13 protein-coding genes are annotated in these 17,790 nt (G+C 66.2%); 10 read left to right on the top strand and 3 right to left on the bottom strand.

Annotation, left to right across the window (positions count from 1 at the left end; all coding sequences use genetic code 11):
- Positions 1-6 precede the first annotated feature (6 nt).
- From ACXI0D_RS21930 to ACXI0D_RS21940, 3 genes are read right to left on the bottom strand one after another with little or no spacing between them, the layout of a single operon-like run.
- A complete protein-coding gene (locus ACXI0D_RS21930; protein WP_119006529.1) occupies positions 7-1,644 on the bottom strand; it encodes a pseudouridine synthase in 1,638 nt (545 codons plus the stop codon).
- The gene (gene scpB / locus ACXI0D_RS21935; RefSeq protein WP_101765803.1) at positions 1,637-2,512 is read right to left on the bottom strand and encodes an SMC-Scp complex subunit ScpB; all 876 of its coding nucleotides are present in this window, start codon (positions 2,510-2,512) and stop codon (positions 1,637-1,639) included. The genes ACXI0D_RS21930 and scpB overlap by 8 nt, the downstream gene beginning before the upstream one ends.
- 13 nt (positions 2,513-2,525) lie before the next feature.
- On the bottom strand, positions 2,526-3,431 hold the full coding sequence (locus ACXI0D_RS21940) for a segregation and condensation protein A (protein ID WP_006456456.1): 906 nt from the start codon (positions 3,429-3,431) through the stop codon (positions 2,526-2,528).
- 376 nt (positions 3,432-3,807) lie between these two features.
- Here ACXI0D_RS21940 and ACXI0D_RS21945 point away from each other — a divergent pair, with 376 nt between their 5' ends.
- The 10 genes from ACXI0D_RS21945 to ACXI0D_RS21990 all read left to right on the top strand — a co-directional run bounded on the left by ACXI0D_RS21945 (position 3,808) and on the right by ACXI0D_RS21990 (position 17,663).
- Entirely contained in the window at positions 3,808-4,107 is a 300-nt protein-coding gene (locus ACXI0D_RS21945; RefSeq protein ID WP_049442759.1) for a YciI family protein, read from the top strand.
- Positions 4,104-4,379, top strand: a complete 276-nt coding sequence (locus tag ACXI0D_RS21950; protein WP_014647753.1) for a BolA family protein — start codon at positions 4,104-4,106, stop codon at positions 4,377-4,379. Before ACXI0D_RS21945 ends, ACXI0D_RS21950 begins: the two co-directional genes overlap by 4 nt.
- A gap of 148 nt (positions 4,380-4,527) precedes the next feature.
- On the top strand, positions 4,528-5,565 hold the full coding sequence (locus ACXI0D_RS21955; protein WP_042358849.1) for a LacI family DNA-binding transcriptional regulator: 1,038 nt from the start codon (positions 4,528-4,530) through the stop codon (positions 5,563-5,565).
- Between the two features lie 76 nt (positions 5,566-5,641).
- On the top strand, positions 5,642-8,698 hold the full coding sequence (locus tag ACXI0D_RS21960) for a TonB-dependent receptor (RefSeq protein ID WP_479643148.1): 3,057 nt from the start codon (positions 5,642-5,644) through the stop codon (positions 8,696-8,698).
- Between the two features lie 250 nt (positions 8,699-8,948).
- Positions 8,949-10,553: a glucoamylase family protein gene (locus ACXI0D_RS21965; protein ID WP_119006528.1), complete on the top strand. Its 1,605-nt coding sequence runs from the start codon at positions 8,949-8,951 to the stop codon at positions 10,551-10,553.
- 4 nt (positions 10,554-10,557) lie between these two features.
- Entirely contained in the window at positions 10,558-11,898 is a 1,341-nt protein-coding gene (locus tag ACXI0D_RS21970) for a sugar ABC transporter substrate-binding protein (RefSeq protein WP_049442665.1), read from the top strand.
- The gene (locus ACXI0D_RS21975) at positions 11,895-12,776 is read left to right on the top strand and encodes a carbohydrate ABC transporter permease (RefSeq protein WP_005410323.1); all 882 of its coding nucleotides are present in this window, start codon (positions 11,895-11,897) and stop codon (positions 12,774-12,776) included. Before ACXI0D_RS21970 ends, ACXI0D_RS21975 begins: the two co-directional genes overlap by 4 nt.
- A complete protein-coding gene (locus ACXI0D_RS21980; RefSeq protein WP_049442666.1) occupies positions 12,773-13,609 on the top strand; it encodes a carbohydrate ABC transporter permease in 837 nt (278 codons plus the stop codon). The genes ACXI0D_RS21975 and ACXI0D_RS21980 overlap by 4 nt, the downstream gene beginning before the upstream one ends.
- Complete coding sequence (locus ACXI0D_RS21985; RefSeq protein ID WP_479643149.1) at positions 13,606-16,773, top strand: discoidin domain-containing protein; 3,168 nt, start codon at positions 13,606-13,608, stop codon at positions 16,771-16,773. The genes ACXI0D_RS21980 and ACXI0D_RS21985 overlap by 4 nt, the downstream gene beginning before the upstream one ends.
- 2 nt (positions 16,774-16,775) lie before the next feature.
- Positions 16,776-17,663: an endonuclease/exonuclease/phosphatase family protein gene (locus tag ACXI0D_RS21990; protein WP_119006526.1), complete on the top strand. Its 888-nt coding sequence runs from the start codon at positions 16,776-16,778 to the stop codon at positions 17,661-17,663.
- Positions 17,664-17,790 lie beyond the last annotated feature (127 nt).

The following is a 17,790-nucleotide window of genomic DNA, read 5'->3' on the forward strand; positions in this document are numbered from 1 at the left end:
CAGCGATCAGCCGCCGCGCGGGCCGCTGCGGCGCGGGCCGCCCGGACCGCGGTTGCCACCGGGGCCGCCTGGGCCACGGTTGCCACCCGGACCACCGGGACCACGGTTACCGCCCGGGCCACGGTTGTTGCCACCGCCCGGGCCGCGACCGCCCGGACGGGCGCCCTGTGCCGGCTTCGGGCTGCCATACGGGTTGAAGCCCGGCGTGGCGTGGTCGGACGGGAAGCTCGGGGCGTTGCCCGGATGGCCGTACGGGTGCTTGTTGCCCTGGCCCTGCGAGCGGTTGCCGGCACCGGCCGGACGGCCCTGGCCGCCTGCGCCGCCACGGCCTTCACCACCGAAACCGCCACGGCCCTGGCCGCCACCGGCGCCAGCGCCCGGACCCTTTGGCTTGCCGTACGGACGGCCCTGGCCGCCTGCACCCGGACCACGGGCACCGGGGCCGCGTGCGCCCGGACCGGCGTTGCGATGGCCGCTCGGGCCGGTGCTCACGCCATCCGGCACGTACCAGGTGCGGAACGCCGCCGGGTTGCCTTCCGGCAGCGAGCGATCATTCTTCTGGGCGCGCTGCTTGAACGGCTTCTGCGACTGCTTGGCTGCCGCTTCACCGCTGACCGTCAGGCCGTCCTTGAAGCCGCCACCCTTGCCGCCGCGACCACGGCCGCGGTCTTCGCGGACGTTGTCGAAACGACGCAGCTCGCGGCCTTCGTCAGCGGTGTTGTGGCCGTTGACGTAGGCGTTGCCACGGCCACCTTCGCGCACGCGCACGGTGGTCTTGGCGGCGCGGCGCTGGCCGATCACCGGCTGCAGCGTCAGTGCCGACGGTGCGCCTTCTTCCAGCTTCAGCTGCGCGCGCAGGGCTTCAACCTGTGCGGTGCCCAGTTCCACCGAATGGCCACGGGCCAGTTCGCGCGGCAGGCTCACCTTGCCATAGCGGGTGCGCTTCAGGCGGCTGACCTGGCAGCCCTGCGATTCCCACAGGCGGCGCACTTCGCGGTTGCGGCCTTCCTTCACCACGACGCGGAACCAGTCGTGCGAATCGGTGCCGCCGATGCGTTCGATCTCATCGAACTTGGCCGGGCCGTCTTCCAGCGCGACGCCACGGGTGAGGCGGTCGACGATGGCGTCGGAAACCTTTTCCTCGCCTTCCGGCGCCCGCACGCGCACCACGTACTCGCGCTCGACCTCGAACGACGGGTGCATCATGGCGTTGGCCAGCTCACCGTCGGTGGTGGCCAGCAGCAGGCCGGTGGTGTTGATGTCCAGGCGGCCGATGGCGATCCAGCGCGCGCCCTTCAGCGGCGGCAGCGACTCGAACACGGTCGGGCGGCCTTCCGGATCATCGCGGGTGGTCACTTCGCCTTCCGGCTTGTTGTAGACCAGCACGCGCGACGGCTCGGCCAGGGCGGTGGCGACGAAGCCACGGCCATCCAGTTCGATCTTGTCGCCGCTCTTGACCGACATGCCGGTCTGCGCGACTTCACCGTTGACCTTGACCAGGCCTTCGGCGATGCGCTGTTCCAGCGCGCGGCGCGAGCCGAGGCCGGCCTGGGCCAGCACCTTGTGCAGGCGCTCTTCCAGCTTGAACTGTTCGGAGGTGGCTTCGCGCTTCAGCGAGAGCTTGTTACGGGGGGTGTCACTCATCAGTTTTGCTCCGGCCGACGGTTTCGAGGTCGGCCTCTGGTTCGGAATCGGCTTGGTCAACAGCCACGGTCGTCATCGCGACGGCGTTGTCTTCGCGTTCGTTCACTGGCACCGCGCGCTCGCCCGGCGCGGAATCGGGGTGCCCATCATCGAGGGGCGAAGGTGCTTGCTCATCGGAGGCCGACGCAGGGGCTGCATCGACGGAATCGGGGGTGTCACTGCCGGCCAGGCCGGCGTCATCGTTCGCGGCAGCGCCATCGGCGCCGGCCGAGATGTCCGGACCGTCGGCACTGGCGGCCGCCGGTGCATCGCGGTCCAGGGACAGCTGCGGTTCCAGCTCGCCCAGGTCCTTCAGTTCCGACAGTGGCGGCAGCTCATCCAATCGCTTCAGGCCGAAATAATCCAGGAAGCCCTTGGTGGTGCCGAACAGCGCCGGCTTGCCAGGCACGTCGCGGTGGCCGACCACGCGGATCCATTCGCGTTCTTCCAGCGCCTGGATGATGTTGCTGCTGACCGCCACGCCGCGCACCTGTTCGATCTCGCCGCGGGTGATCGGTTGCCGGTAGGCGATCAGCGCCAGGGTTTCCAGGGTGGCACGGGTGTAGCGGGTCTTGCGCTCGGTCCACAGCCGGCTGATCCAGCCATGCACTTCGCCGGTGACCTGGTAGCGGAAGCCGGAGGCGACCTCGACCAGTTCCACGCCGCGGCCTTCGCAGGCTTCGCGCAGGCGTTCCAGCGCGCGTTCGATGCTGCCTGGCGGTGCCGGTTCCTCTTCCGGGAACAGGTCCTTCAGCTGGGCCAGAGTGAGCGGCTGGCTGGAAGCCAGCAGGGCACCCTCGACAATGCGGTTGATCAGCGATTGATCCATCGGCAGTCAGCGCTCACTCGTCTGCATTGGCGGCGTCGTTGTCGTCGAACTCGCTGCTGAACTGCAGCGGGGCGTTGGTGTTGCCGGCCGCCAGCGACTTCACGTAGATCGGCGCCAGCGGTTCTTCCTGGACGATGTCCAGCAGCTGTTCCTTGGCCAGTTCCAGCACCGCCAGGAACGTGACCAGCACGCCCAGCTTGCCTTCTTCCGCCGTGAACAAACCTTCAAAACGATAGAACTTGCCGTCTTCCAGGCGTCCCAGCACTTCGCCCATGCGTTGCCGCACGCTCAGTGCCTCACGCTTGATGGCGTGGCCGCTGAACAGCTCGGCGCGCTTGAGCACGTCGTGCAGGGCCAGCAGCATTTCCTTCAGGTCCACCGGCGGCGGCAGCTTCACCGTGGCGCGTTCGGGCATGAAGGCGTGTGCCAGGCTGGTATCGCGGTCCTGGCGGGGCAGGGCGTCGATGTCCTCGGCGGCCTGCTTGAATCGTTCGTACTCCTGCAGCCGGCGCACCAGCTCGGCGCGCGGGTCGGCCTCGTCGCCTTCCTCGCTGACCGGGCGCGGCAGCAGCATCCGCGACTTCACCTCGGCCAGGATCGCGGCCATCACCAGGTATTCGGCCGCCAGCTCGAAGCGCAGCTCACGCATCACGGTGATGTATTCCACGTACTGCCGGGTGATTTCGGCGACGGGAATGTCCAGTACATCCAGGTTCTGGCGGCGGATCAGGTACAGCAGCAGGTCCAGCGGGCCTTCGAAGGCATCCAGGATGACTTCCAGCGCGTCCGGCGGAATGTACAGGTCCTGCGGAATCTGCAGGACCGGTTGCCCATGCACCACGGCCAGCGGCATTTCCTGCTGCTGGGGGGCGGGCGGCCGGGTTGGCGGGTTCGCGTCGAGCGCGAGTTCGGAAGTCATCTAATGGAGATCAGGATTGCAACGGACCAGTCGCGGCACCGGGTTCGCCGGGCCAACGCCACGGAGCCCCAGGGCACCAGACACGCCGGGATCGGCGCGATTCCACACATATCAAACAGCAGGACGCGCCGCAGTAAACGGCAGCGACAGAACTACGGGGAGGTCGTCTACGTGGCCCGGCCGGGTGGTCCGGTTTGAAGCAGCGGGACGGTCGTCGGGGGCTGCGTTGGCCGCAAAAACCGACGGGCTGCTGCATCCAGCCACGTGCAATGGAGTCTAGGGTAAGCCTTTGCCGCGCCAGTGTCCAGCCGGGGCCGGGACAGGGTCGGCATTGGCTAGAATCTGCGGACCCGACAACGCAAGCGAGGAAATGCCGGTGTGGTATGTGATCGAAGGGTATGACGGCCAGGATGTGCTGGCGCAGCGGCTGCAGGCGCGGCCGGAACACCTGGCGCGGCTGCACGCGCTGCGCGACGAGGGACGCCTGCTGCTGGCCGGGCCGTGCCCGGCGGTGGACAGTGAAGACCCGGGCCCGGCCGGTTTCAGCGGCTCGGTGGTGATCGCGCAGTTCGAGTCGCTGCCGCAGGCCCAGGCCTGGGCCGATGCCGACCCGTACGTGGCTGCCGGCGTCTACACCCGCATTCAGGTGCGCCCGTTCCGCAAGGTCCTGCCGTGAACGCGGAACGGATCGAGCGGATCCGTGATGCGCTGCAACAGGCGCTGGCGCCCAGCGTGCTGGAGATCGAGGATGACAGCCATCGCCATGCCGGCCATGCCGGTGCCCGCGACGGGCGCGGCCATTTCAACGTGCATGTGGTGAGTGAACGCTTCGCCGGATTGGCTCCACTGGCCCGGCATCGCGCGGTCTATGCCGCGCTGGGGTCGATGATGGACACCGATATCCACGCGCTGTCCATCCGCGCACATACCCCGTCAGAACAGGGCTGAGCCCTTGTCCCGCACTGTCCTGGCCGGTCCGCACGGGCCTCGCCACGGACAGATTTTCATGTCCATTTCGGGACATTCGCCTAACGGACTGTTTACAAGCCCAGATGGAAACGCTTACATTCCGCGCCAATGCTGGTAGGTCCAAGCCGTGGAGGGCGGCTTCGTGAACAAGGCAGCTATCACAATCAAAGACGTCGCACGCGAAGCCCGGGTCTCCGTGGCCACGGTTTCCCGCGCGCTCAACGGGCATGAAAATGTCGCCGAACCGGTCCGCCAGCTCGTGCTGGAGGTGGCCGCACGGCTGCGTTACACCCCGCACGCCGCCGCCCGCAGCCTGAGCAGCCGCCGCACCAATACGGTGGGCGTGGTGCTGCCTGACCTGTACGGCGAATTCTTCTCCGAACTGATGCGCGGCATCGACGGGGTGGCCCGCAACCGCCGCCAGCACCTGCTGGTGTCCAGCTACCACGGTGACCAGGAACAGCAGGGCGCGGCCCTGCGTGCCATGCGCGGCCGCGTCGATGGCCTGCTGGTGCTCTCGCCCTATGCCGAGAGCCCGGGCTTCCTGACCGACAACCTGCCGCAGTCGTTGCCGACGGTGTTGATCAACACCTATCTGCCCGGGCAGGACCATCCGGTGCTGAGCATCGACGACCACGCCGGTGCGATGGCGATGACCCGCCACCTGCTGGACGCCGGCCATCGCCGCATTGCCTTCATTTCTGGCCCGGACCTCAACTTCGACGCGCGCGAGCGCCTGCGCGGCTTCCGTGACGCGCTGGTGGCGTTTGGCAGTGGCGCCGAGGGCATCGAGCTGCCCGGTGATTTCGACGAAGCTTCCGGCCATCGCGCCGGTCAGGAGTTGCTGGCAGCCGGAGCGCTGCCCGATGCCGTGTTCGCCGCCAACGACATGATGGCCCTTGGCTGCCTGTATGCGTTCACGCAGGCAGGGGTCCGTGTCCCGGCCGATGTGGCCCTGGCGGGTTTCGATGACATTCCACTGGCGCGTTTCGTCCACCCGTCGCTGACCACCATGCAGGTCAGCATCGCCGAGCTCGGCGACCGGGCCATGACGCGCCTGCTGCAGTTGATGGACGGCACCTCCACGGATGGGACAGGGGACAAGCAGACCCTGGTTCCCCGCTTGATAGTTCGCGATTCCACCACTCCGCCATCGGGCCGTTGAAGCCAGAGGCGTTCCTTCTTTTTTGATTGATCGCAGGGACCGCGCAAGCGGTTACCGCCACCCGGAGATTGAGTTGATGATGCATACCACCTTCCGCACGCCGGCACGCCGGCTGCTGAGCACCGCGCTGGTCAGCTGCCTGATGCTGGCTGCTGCTCCGAACGTCATGGCGCAGTCGGCCAATGCCAGCCTGCGCGGCCAGGTTTCCGGCGCCCAGGCCGGCGCCGAAGTCACCGCCACCAACGTGGCCACCGGCACCGTCCGTCGCGGCACCGTCCGTGCCGATGGCAGCTACTCGCTGATGGGCCTGGACCCGGGCACCTATGACGTGGTCGCCAACGGCCAGTCGCAGAAAGTCACCGTCACCGTGGCCTCGACCGCGACCCTGAACTTCGCCGGCGCGGCCAGCAGCACCCCGGGTGCGACCGCGGCGACCAACCTGGACACCGTCAACGTCGTCGCGCCGACCCTGCTGCAGGAAGTGCGTACCTCCGAAGTCGGCAAGACCGTCAGCCTGCAGCAGATCCAGACCACCCCGCAGGTCTCGCGCAACTTCCTGGAGTTCGCCGACGCGGTGCCGGGCATGATCTTCACCCGCGACGCCAAGGGCAACACTTCGCTGCGCGGCGGCGCCACCAACTCTGACGGTACCAACGTCTACATCGACGGCGTGGGCCAGAAGAGCTACGTCAAGGGAGGCGGCGTGGCCGGTCAGTCCGGCAGCGCCGGCAACCCGTTCCCGCAGCTGGCCATCGGCGAGTACAAGGTCATCACCGGCAACTACAAGGCCGAGTATGGCCAGGTGTCCAGTGCTGCAGTCACCGCGGCGACCAAGTCGGGTACCAACGAGTTCAAGGGTGAAACCTTCTACCGTTACACCAACGACAGCATGCGCGCGATGACCCCGGCCGAGCGCCAGCCGGGCAAGGGCAAGGAAGATTCGGCCGAGAAGGAATACGGCTTCGCCCTGGGTGGTCCGATCATCCAGGACAAGGCCCATTTCTTCGTCACCTATGAGGCCAAGCGCTTCGACCTGCCGGTGACCATCGCCCCGCATGGCGCGGTGACCAGCAAGGCCGACCGCGTTCCGGCCGATGCGCAGGCCGGCCTGGGCCCGGCCAGCCAGCCGTTCCAGCAGGACCTGATTTTCGCCAAGGTCGACTTCGAGCCGACCGACAACGACCGCCTGGAGCTGACCTTCCAGGATCGTGACGAAACCCAGCAGCAGTTCTCGGACCAGACCGCGCCGATGCACGGCAAGGAAACCAAGAACACTGACCGTCGTTACGCGCTGCGCTGGAACCACAGCGGTGAGCGTTACTACAACGAGCTGATGGTCACCCACGAGGATTCGTTCAACAACCCCAAGCCGCTGAGCATGGGTAACGGTTTCAACTACACCGCACCGGACGGCAAGAGCGAGGAGCGCGCCATTGTCTCGATCGGCGGCTCGTCGGCGATGTCGTCGCAGGTGAAGGGCCAGAAGGGTTGGTCGATCGAAGACAACCTGACCCTGGACGGCATCGAGTGGGCGGGTGACCACACCATCAAGATGGGTGCCAAGTACAAGCAGATCGATCTGTACGCTTCCGACGCGGCGCAGATCAATCCGCAGTTCTACTACACCATCGACAATCCGGCCTTCCCGGACAGCATCCCGTACAAGGCACAGTTCGTGAAGCCGGTCACCGGCGTGTCCGGCGTGTCCGGTGAAGTGCGCTCGAAGGTGAAGCAGATCGGGCTGTTCATCCAGGACGACTGGCAGGTCAACGACCACCTGGAGCTGAACCTCGGCCTGCGTTGGGACTACGAAAAGAACCCGTCCTACCTGGACTTCGTGACGCCGCCGGAAGTGGTCAATGCGCTGTTCGCGCAGGATCCGCGTGCCGCCGCTGGCCAGAGCTACGCCGATACGCTGGCGTTGAGCGGTCTGAATATCAACGACTACATCAGCAACGGCCACAACCGCAAGGCGTTCAAGAATGCCTGGCAGCCGCGCCTGGGCTTCTCGTATGACATCAACGCCGACGAGCAGCACGTGATCCACGGCGGTGCCGGCCGTTCCTACGACCGCGACCTGTTCGACTACCTGCAGCTGGAAACCACCAAGCTGGCCCTGCCGCAGCCGACCATCTACTTCCGCAATCCGGCCACCGGCCAGTGCTTCCAGGGCAACGCCGCGTGCTATGACTGGAACCCGAACCTGCTCAACGGCATCGGCAACCTGCAGAGCCTGGTCGGTTCGACCAGCAATGCCGGCCTGGAAGTCGACCTGCTGAACAACAACCTGAAGGTTCCCTATGCTGACCAGTTCAGCCTGGGCATGAGCAACCAGATCGGCGACTGGCTGACCGACGCCACCATTTCGCGCACGCTCACCTACGATGGCTTCGCCTTCACCCTGGGCAACCGTTACCCGACCGGCAATTTCTTCGATGACCCGCGCCTGTGCGGCGGCACCGAAGCCGGCCTGAGCCAGGCCTGGAGCTGCAACGTGCCGGGCTTCGGCAGCCTGATCATCGGCCAGCAGGGCATCAAGACCCGTGCGACCCAGATCCTGCTGTCGGCGCAGAAGCCGTTCACCCAGGAAAGCGGTTGGGGCACCTCGATCGCCTATACCTGGACCACCGCCCGCCACAACCGTGACATCAACGAGCACTACGCATTCGATCGTGGCGTGATCGGTGACTACCCGACCATCCGCTCCAACGGCGCACCGCGCCACCGCCTGGTGGTGACCGGTTCGTACGCGGGCTTCTGGGGCATCACCTTCGGCGGCAAGATCACCCTGGCTACCCCGACTGCGATCAACGACTGGTACGGTGTGCCGCAGGCCAACGGCTTCGATCTGCCGACCCCGATGGCGGCGGTTCCGGGTGGCAACGGCCGGTTCCTGCTGGGTGGCAAGATCTTCGGTTACCGCTCGGTCGACCTGCAGGCCACGAAGACGTTCAAGATGCCGGGTGATACCGAGCTGTATGCCCGTATCGACATCATCAACGTGTTCAATTTCGACAACTTCTCGAACTACAACTACTACAAGAACGGCAAGTTGACCGCGAGCTACAACGAGACCGGCGACATCGTCGGCACGCCGCGCCAGGTCAAGGCGGAGGTGGGCTTCCGCTTCTAAGCGGAGCCGCCTGATGCAGTACCCCGATGCCGCCGGTCCGCCGGCGGCATCGGGCGCGTGAAAACGGCAATGGCCGGCCCCGCGCCGGTCCATTGCCCACGCCGCTGCCGGGCAGGGGGCAGCGGCGTGGGCAATGATCGCGGTGTCAAACCACGTTTTTCGTGGTTTTTTCAGGACGCACCTTGTAAACGATTTCAGATCATTGGACGTTATGCTTTCCCATCGATCAGACCACCGGAGGAATCGCGCCATGCAGGCACGCCATCTGTTGTCCGCCGCGGCGTTGAGCCTGGCCGTTGCTGCCTGCCAGCCGGCCCAGCAGGAGCCTGCCAAGCCTCGCCCGCCGGTGATCCTGATCGAGGCCGACGCACCGCCGCGGCCGATGAAGCCGGAGCTGCCGCCGCTGTTCGATGACATCGAGCGCCGCACCTTCCAGTTCTTCTGGGATACCACCAACGAGATCAATGGGCTGACCCCGGACCGCTATCCGTCGCGGCCGTTCGCCAGCATCGCCTCGGTCGGCTTCGCGCTGACCGCCTATCCGATCGGCATCGAGAACGGCTGGGTCAGCCGCAACCAGGCGATCGACCGCACACTGACCACGCTGAAGTTCTTCCGCGACGTGCCGATGGGCCCGCAGCGCACCGGCAAGGCCGGTTACAAGGGCTTCTACTACCACTTCCTGGACATGCAGGAAGGCCGTCGCTACGACAGCTGGGTCGAGCTGTCCTCGGTGGATACCGCGCTGCTGATGATGGGCGTGCTGTTCGCGCAGTCTTACTACGACGGTGACGATCCGCGCGAGAAGGAAATCCGCCAGATCGCCGATACGTTGTACAAGAAGGTCGACTGGCCGTGGCTGCAGCAGCGTGCACCGCTGATCTCGATGGGCTGGTTCCCGGAGAGCGGTTTCATCGACCATGACTGGATGGGCTACAACGAGGCGATGATGGTCTACATCCTCGCCCTGGGCTCGCCGACGCACCCGGTCAGCCCGGATGCGTGGACGGTGTGGACGCGTACCTACGACAACGACTGGGGCGTCTACCAGGGGCAGGAATACCTGTCCTTCGGCCCGCTGTTCGGCCACCAGTACAGCCACGTCTGGATCGACTTCCGCGACATCCAGGACGCGTACATGCGCGAGCGCGGCAGCACCTATTTCCTCAACAGCCGCTCGGCCGCGCTGGCCCAGCGCGAGTACGCCATCGCCAACCCGATGCAATGGAAGGAGTATGGCGAGAACGTGTGGGGCCTGACCGCCAGCGATGGTCCGCAGAACACCACGCAGGACTACCGTGGCGAGCAGCGCCAGTTCCGCCACTACTCTTCGCGCGGCGCCGGCCTGCGCGAGAACTTCGATGACGGCACCATTGCCCCTACCGCCGCGATCGCCTCGGTGGTGTTCGCCCCCGAGCAGGTGATCCCGGCCACGCTGGAGATGCACAAGCGCTTTGGCGATTACATCTATTCCAGCTACGGCTTCCTGGATTCGTTCAACCCCAGCTTCAACTACGACATCCCGATCAAGACCGGGCGCCTGGTTCCGGATCGCGGCTGGGTCGCCAGCGACTACATCGCCATCGACCAGGGGCCGATCCTGACCATGATCGCCAACTACCGCGATGACTTCGTCTGGGAAGTGATGAAGAAGAACCCGTACATCCGCAAGGGCCTGGAGCGGGCCGGGTTCAGCGGTGGCTGGCTGGCGCCGGAAGGCTCGTTCCAGCCGCTGGAACTGCAGAAGGACGCAAAGGCCGCGGCGGCACGCGCGGTGGGTATCGCCGAATCACGCGCGGCTGCCGCGCAGGAACAGAAGAACAATGCCAACCGCACCACAGGCCAGGGCAAGTAACCCGATGCCGAACTGGATCGACCGCCTGCGCCGCTGGGCGCTGCCTGCCCTGGCCGCACTGGCCGTGGCCGGCTGCGCCCGTACCGAACCGGGCACCACCACCGTGCGCTTCTGGGCGATGGGCCGCGAAGCCGAGGTGGTCAGCGAACTGATCCACGAATTCGAGGCCGAAAACCCGGGCATCAAGGTGGATGTGCAGAACATCCCGTGGACCGCCGCGCACGAGAAGCTGCTGACCGCGTTCGCCGCCGACGGCCTGCCGGACGTGTGCCAGCTGGGCAACACCTGGGTGCCGGAGTTCGCCGAACTCGACGCGCTGACCCCGCTGCAGCCGTTCGTGCAGCGCTCCGCCGTGGTCGACCCGAAGGACTACTTCCAGGGCATCTGGGATACCAACGTGATCCACGGCGAGCTGGTCGGCGTGCCGTGGTACGTCGATACGCGCCTGATCTACTACCGCAAGGACCTGCTGGCCAAGGCCGGCTACGACCACCCGCCGCGTACGTGGCAGGAATGGGAGGAGCAGATGGCGGCGATCAAGCGCATGCAGGGCCCGAACCGCTATGCGGTGCTGATGCCGATCAACGAATTCGAGCAGCAGCTGTCGCTGGCATTGCAGCAGCCCGACCCGCTGCTGCGCGACGACGACACCCGCGGCAATTTCGCCAGCCCGGGGTTCCGCCGCACGCTGGCCTTCTACGCCAACATGTTCGAGCAGGGCTGGGCGCCGAAGATGTCCGAAACGCAGATCTCCAACGTCTGGGACGAATTCTTCCGCGGCTTCAACGTGTTCTACATCTCCGGCCCCTGGAACATCCGCGAGTTCAAGAAACTGCAGCCGAAGGAACTGGAAGGACAGTGGGGCACCGCCGCGCTGCCGGGGCCGGACGGCCCGGGCGCGGGCATCGCTGGTGGTACCAGCCTGGTGATCTTCCGCAAGTCGCAGCAGAAGGAGGCGTCCTGGAAGCTGATCGAGTTCCTGTCGCGGCCAGAGATCCAGGCGCGCTTCCATTCCATCATCGGCGACCTGCCGCCGCGCCGCAGTGCCTGGAGCGCGCCTTCGCTGGCCAATGATCCGCTGGCGGCCGCGTTCCGCGATCAGCTGGAGCGGGTCAAGCCGACGCCGAAGGTGCTCGAATGGGAGCGCATCGTGCAGGAAATGCGCATCGTCACCGAGAAGGTGGTGCGTGGTGGCCTGGCGCAGGACAAGGCCGTGGAAGAGCTGGACCAGCGCGTGGACAAGGTGCTGGCCAAGCGCCGCTGGATGCATGAACAACAACGCCTGCAGGAGCGCGCGCCGTCGCCGCAATCAAGCAGCGCCGTGGCCGCCGGGAGCGCGCAATGAAACGTACTTCGCTGGCCGGCTGGATCTTCGCCGGCCCCTCGCTGATCGTGCTGGGCGTGTTCTTCGGCCTGCCGGTCGCTTCGGCGCTCGCGCTGAGCGTGACCGACTTCGACCTCTATGCGCTGGCCGACAGCAGCAACCTGCGCTTCGTCGGCCTGGGCAACTACATCGACCTGCTGCAGACGCCGATGTTCTGGAAGTCGCTGTGGAACACCACCTACTTCGTGCTGATCGGCGTGCCGTTGTCGATCGGCGTGTCGCTGGGCGCGGCGATGCTGCTCAATGCGCCGGCCGCGCGCTTCAAGGCCCTGTTCCGCACGGCCCTGTTTGCGCCGGTGGTGACCACGCTGGTGGCGGTGGCGGTGATCTGGCGCTATCTGTTCCATACCAGCTATGGCCTGGTGAACTACGGCCTGGGCCATCTGGGCATCAGCCCGATCGACTGGCTGGGTGATCCCAACTGGGCGATGCCGACCATCATGCTGTTCGCGGTGTGGAAGAACTTCGGCTACAACATGGTGATCTTCCTGGCCGGCCTGCAGGCGATCCCGCATGACCTGTACGAAGCGGCGCGCATCGACGGTGCCTCGCGCTGGAAGCAGTTCCTGCACATCACCCTGCCGATGCTCGGCCCGGTGCTGCTGGTGGTCGGCGTGATTACCGTGTCCGGCTACTTCCAGCTGTTCGCCGAACCCTACGTGATGACCCGCGGCGACCCACTGCAGAGCACCGTCAGCGTGCTGTATTTCATGTTCGAGGAAGGCTTCAAGTGGTGGAACCTGGGGCGCGCCTCCGCGGTGGCGTTCCTGCTGTTCCTGATCATCCTGGCGGTGACCACCGTGATGCTGCGTTTCGGCCGCAAGAGGCAGTTGGTATGAGTCGTGAAATCGGCCAGTCGCGCTGGTACCCGTGGTTGATCAATGGTGCGTTGCTGGTGCTGGCCCTGGTCAGCCTGGCGCCGCTGCTGTGGATGCTCTCGGTCTCGTTCATGCCGCAGGGCGAGGCCAGTCATTTCCCGCCGCCGCTGCTGCCGTCGAGCATCACCACGCACAACTACCATGAGCTGTTCGCGCGCACCGGCATGGGCGGCAACTTCGCCAACAGCCTGCTGGTGTCGCTGGGCATCACGATCGGTTCGTTGCTGCTCAACACCATGGCCGGTTATGCGTTCGCCAAGCTGAATTTCGTCGGCCGCGAGCGCCTGTTCCAGGTACTGATGGCGGCGCTGGTGATTCCGGCGCAGGTGGCGATGCTGCCGCTGTTCCTGCTGATGAAGCAGCTGGGGCTGGTCAACAGCTTCGGTGGCGTGATCGTGCCGGCGCTGGCCAGCGTGTTCGGCATCTTCCTGGTACGCCAGTACGCGCGTTCGATCCCGGATGAACTGCTTGAAGCGGCCCGCATCGACGGGGCAGGGGAGCTGCGCATCTTCTTCCAGATCGTGCTGCCGATGCTCAAGCCGGTGCTGGTGACCCTGGCGATCTTCACCTTCATGGGCGCATGGAACGATTTCATGTGGCCGCTGATCGTGTTGACCGATCAGGAGCACTACACTTTGCCGGTGGCGCTGGCCACCCTCTCGCGCGAACACATCATGGACGTGGAAATGATGATGGCCGGCGCGGTGGTCACCGTGGTTCCGGTGCTGGCGCTGTTCCTGGTGCTGCAGCGGTACTACATCCAAGGTCTGTTGCTGGGGAGCGTCAAGGGATGAAGCGAGCGATCGCCGTTGGACTGGGACTGTTGTGGACCTCCCTGGCGATCGCCGCACCACCGGCACTGCCGGCGCCGAAAGTGCTGGACGACTTCGACGATATCGGCGCCTGGAAACTGGTGCTGTCCGACCAGGTCAGTGGTTCGCTGCGGCCGGTCAGCGGCGCCGGCGGTGGCCGCGCGCTGTGCCTGGACTACGATTTCCACAAGGTCTCCGGCTACGTCGGCATCCGCCGCGCGCTGAACATCGAGTACCCGGTCAACTACCGTTTCGGCTTCCAGCTGCGCGGTGATTCGCCGGCCAACGACCTGCAGTTCAAGCTGATCGACGCCAGCGGCGACAACGTCTGGTGGGTCAACCGCCCGGGCTACAGCTTCCCCAAGGCGTGGACGCCGGTCGAGTACCGGCGTCGCCAGATCGACAAGGCGTGGGGGCCGTCGCCCGAGAAGGAGATGGCACGCAGCGTCGCGGTCGAGTTCACGATCTACAGCAAGGTCGGTGGCCGCGGCACGGTGTGCTTCGACAAGCTGACCCTGCAGGGCCTGCCGCCGCAGGATGATTCGGCGCTGGTGCCATCGGTGATCGCCGACACCGCCACCGCGCTGCAGGACCGCATGATCGATGGCAAGGGCGACACGTTCTGGATCAGTGGCGGGGTCAAGCAGCAGACCATCAGCCTGGATCTGCACAAGAGCCGCGAGATCGGTGGTGCGGTGATCGACTGGCTGCCGAACCTGGAAGCCAACCGTTACACCGTGCGGACCTCCGAGGATGGCCGGGACTGGCGCACTGTGCGCGAGGTGACCGGCGGCGCGGGCGGTCGTGACTGGCTGGCACTGCCGGATACCGATGCACGCTACGTGCGCTTCGACCTGCTCGATGGCCCGAACTGGCGCTATGGCATCCGTGACATCGCGCTCAAGCCGCTGGCCTTCGCCGCCACGCCGAATGCGTTCCTGTCTTCGGTGGCGGCCGATCTGCCGCGCGGGTCGTTGCCGCGTGCCTATGTGGGCGAACAGCCGTACTGGACCCTGCTCGGCCTCGATGGCGGCCAGGAACAGGCGCTGATCAGCGAGGATGGCGCGCTGGAGCCGGCCAAGGGCAGCTTCAGCATCGAGCCGTTCATCCGCCTCGACGGCAAGCTGCTGGACTGGTCGAAGGTGGCCATCACCCAGTCGCTGCAGGATCACTACCTGCCGATCGCCAACGTCGACTGGGTGCACGAGAAGGCCGGCCTGGCGGTGACCAGCTTCGTGCAGGGCACGCCGGAGCGCGCGCAGCTGATCGGCCGCTACCGGCTGAGCAATCCGGACAAGGTGGCGCACGAATACACCCTGGCGCTGGCGATCCGCCCGTGGCAGGTCAACCCGCCGACCCAGTTCCTCAACACCGTTGGCGGCTTCAGCCGCATCGATGCGCTGGAAGTGGGCGAACAGCTGGTGCGCATCAACGGCGAGCCGCGCATCTACCCGCTGCAGGTGCCGGATGCCCGCTTTGCCAGCACGTTCGATGGCAAGCTCGATGCGATGCATCTGGCGTCCGGAAAGTACCCGGCCAGCACGGCGGTGAAGGACAGCACCGGCATGGCGTCCGGCGCGCTGCTGTATACGATCAAGCTGGAACCCGGCCAGAGCCGCGAAGTGGCGGTGGTGCTGCCGCAGACCGGCGGCTGGGCGCCACAGGCGCTGGACGTGGCCAAGGCGCAGGCGCAGGTGGCCGAGCAGTGGCGGCAGAAGCTGGGCGTGGTCTCGTTGCAGGTGCCGGCGGCGGGCCAGGCACTGGTCGACACCCTGCGCACCGCAGTGGCGCACATGCTGATCTCGCGGGTTGGCCCGCGCCTGCAGCCGGGCACGCGCTCGTACGCGCGCAGCTGGATCCGCGATGGCGCGATGATTTCCGAGGGCCTGCTGCGCATGGGGCGCAGCGATGCCGTGCGTGACTACATCAACTGGTATGCGCCGTACCAGTTCGAGAACGGCAAGGTGCCGTGCTGTGTCGATGCACGTGGCAGCGACCCGGTGCCGGAGAACGACAGCCATGGCGAGCTGATCTACAGCATTGCCGAGTATGGGCGTTATACCGGTGACAGCACCTTCGCCGAGCTGATGTGGCCGCATGTGCAGGGCGCCTACAGCTACATGGAGCAGCTGCGCGCCAGCGAGCGCACGGACGAGAATCGTGCGCGCAATCCGGCGTTCTACGGGATGATGCCGGCCTCGATCAGCCACGAAGGCTATTCGGCCAAGCCGATGCATTCGTACTGGGATAATTTCTGGGCGTTGCGCGGCTACAAGGACGCGGCATCGCTGGCGGCCCAGCTGGGCAAGGTCGAGGCGATGCAGATCGCCGAATCGCGTGACCAGTTCCGTGATGACCTGCAGGCTTCGCTGCTGTCGGCGATGCAGCAGCACAACATCGATTACCTGCCAGGCTCGGCCGAGCTGGGCGATTTCGATGCGACGTCGACCACCATCGCGCTGGCCCCGGGCGGTGAACAGGGTCGCCTTCCGCAGCAGGCGCTCGATGCCACCTTCGAGCGCTACTGGAAGGAGTTCGTGGCCCGTCGCGATGGCAAGCGCGAGTGGAAGGACTACACGCCCTATGAGTGGCGCAACGTGGCCGCCTTCGTCCGCCTGGGCTGGCGTGATCGCGCCTGGCAGGCGACCGAGTTCTTCTTCAAGGACCGTGCGCCGCAGGCCTGGAACCAGTGGGCCGAAGTGGTTTCGCGCACGCCACGCAAGCCGTTCTTCGTCGGTGACCTGCCGCATGCCTGGGTGGCCTCGGACTTCGTGCGCTCGGCCTTGGACATGTTCGCCTACAGCCGTGACATGGACGATGCACTGGTGCTGGCCGCCGGCATTCCGACCGCCTGGCTTCAGGGCGAGGGCATCGCGGTGCAGGGCCTGCGCACGCCGCAGGGCCAGCTCAACTACCGCCTGCAGCGCAGCGACAAGCAGCTGGTGCTGGAGGTGCAGCCGGGCCTGGTGCCACCGGTCGGTGGCGTGGTGCTGCCGTGGCCGTATGCGGGCGATCCGGGCGAGGCGACCATCAACGGCGAAGCGGCCGAGTGGGTCAACAAGGAACTGCACGTGCACCAGCTGCCGGCGCGGGTCGAGATCGACGTACCGAGCGCGGTGCGCCGCGCCGAACGCAAGGGGCAGTAACGATGAAGCAACAGGGGGCAGGGGTGCGCGCGACGGTGCGCGCCCTGGGGCTGGCCATTGCATTGGCATTGCCGGGCGTGATGATGGCGGCCGAACCGGCTGCCACGACCGCGGCGTCCGACGTCGCCAGCGCGCCAGGCATGAGCATGGTGACCTTCAACCTGCATCATGACCGCGAAGACTGGCCGAGCCGGCGCCGCACCATCCTGGCCGAGCTCAAGCGCCTGCAGCCGGATGCGGTTGCCCTGCAGGAGGTGATCCAGCGTCGCAACGTGCGCAACCAGGCGCAATGGCTGGCCAGCCAGCTCGGCTACAAGTACGTGTTCGTGTCCACCGATCCGGTGGGCGCACCGAAGCGCTACGGCAATGCGTTGCTGACCCGGCGGCCGATCCTCGCCCAGGGGGATCATCTGCTGCAGCCATTGAATGATTACCGCACGGTGGCCCACCTGCGCATCGACGTCGACGGCACGCCGGTGAACGTCTACGCCACGCATCTCAACGAGCGCAACGACGAGAGTGGTCAGCGCATTCGTCGCAGCCAGGTCGAGGACCTGCTGCGCTTCATCACCGCTACCTCGGCCGGCGCGCCGGTCGTGATCGCCGGCGACTTCAACGCGCTGGTGGACGCAGGCGACCTGAGCGAGCTGCGCAGCCATTACGGCGACAGCTACGGCAGCGTGCACGTCAACACCGACCTGGCCGGCGTCAGCACCTTGAACCGGCACTATTACCAGGCGCCCTCGCGCATCGACCACATCTTCTTCCAGCAGGACCGGATGGTCGCGCGCGAAGCGAAGCTTCTGTTCGACCAGCCCGATGACAGCGGTCGCTGGGCGTCGGATCATTACGGGGTCTGGACCCGCCTGCAGTTCGCCCCGGCGCGCTGACGCTGCGGGGCCTCATGCTCTGGTAGGTGCCAACCTTGGTTGGCACGGGCGTGTCCACGTGCATTGAATCAACGGCGCCAATCAAGGTTGGCCTCTACCAGAGCGCTGCACGCGCTGTCCGCACAAA

It is taken from the genome of Stenotrophomonas sp. C9D9 (genome assembly GCF_056491205.1).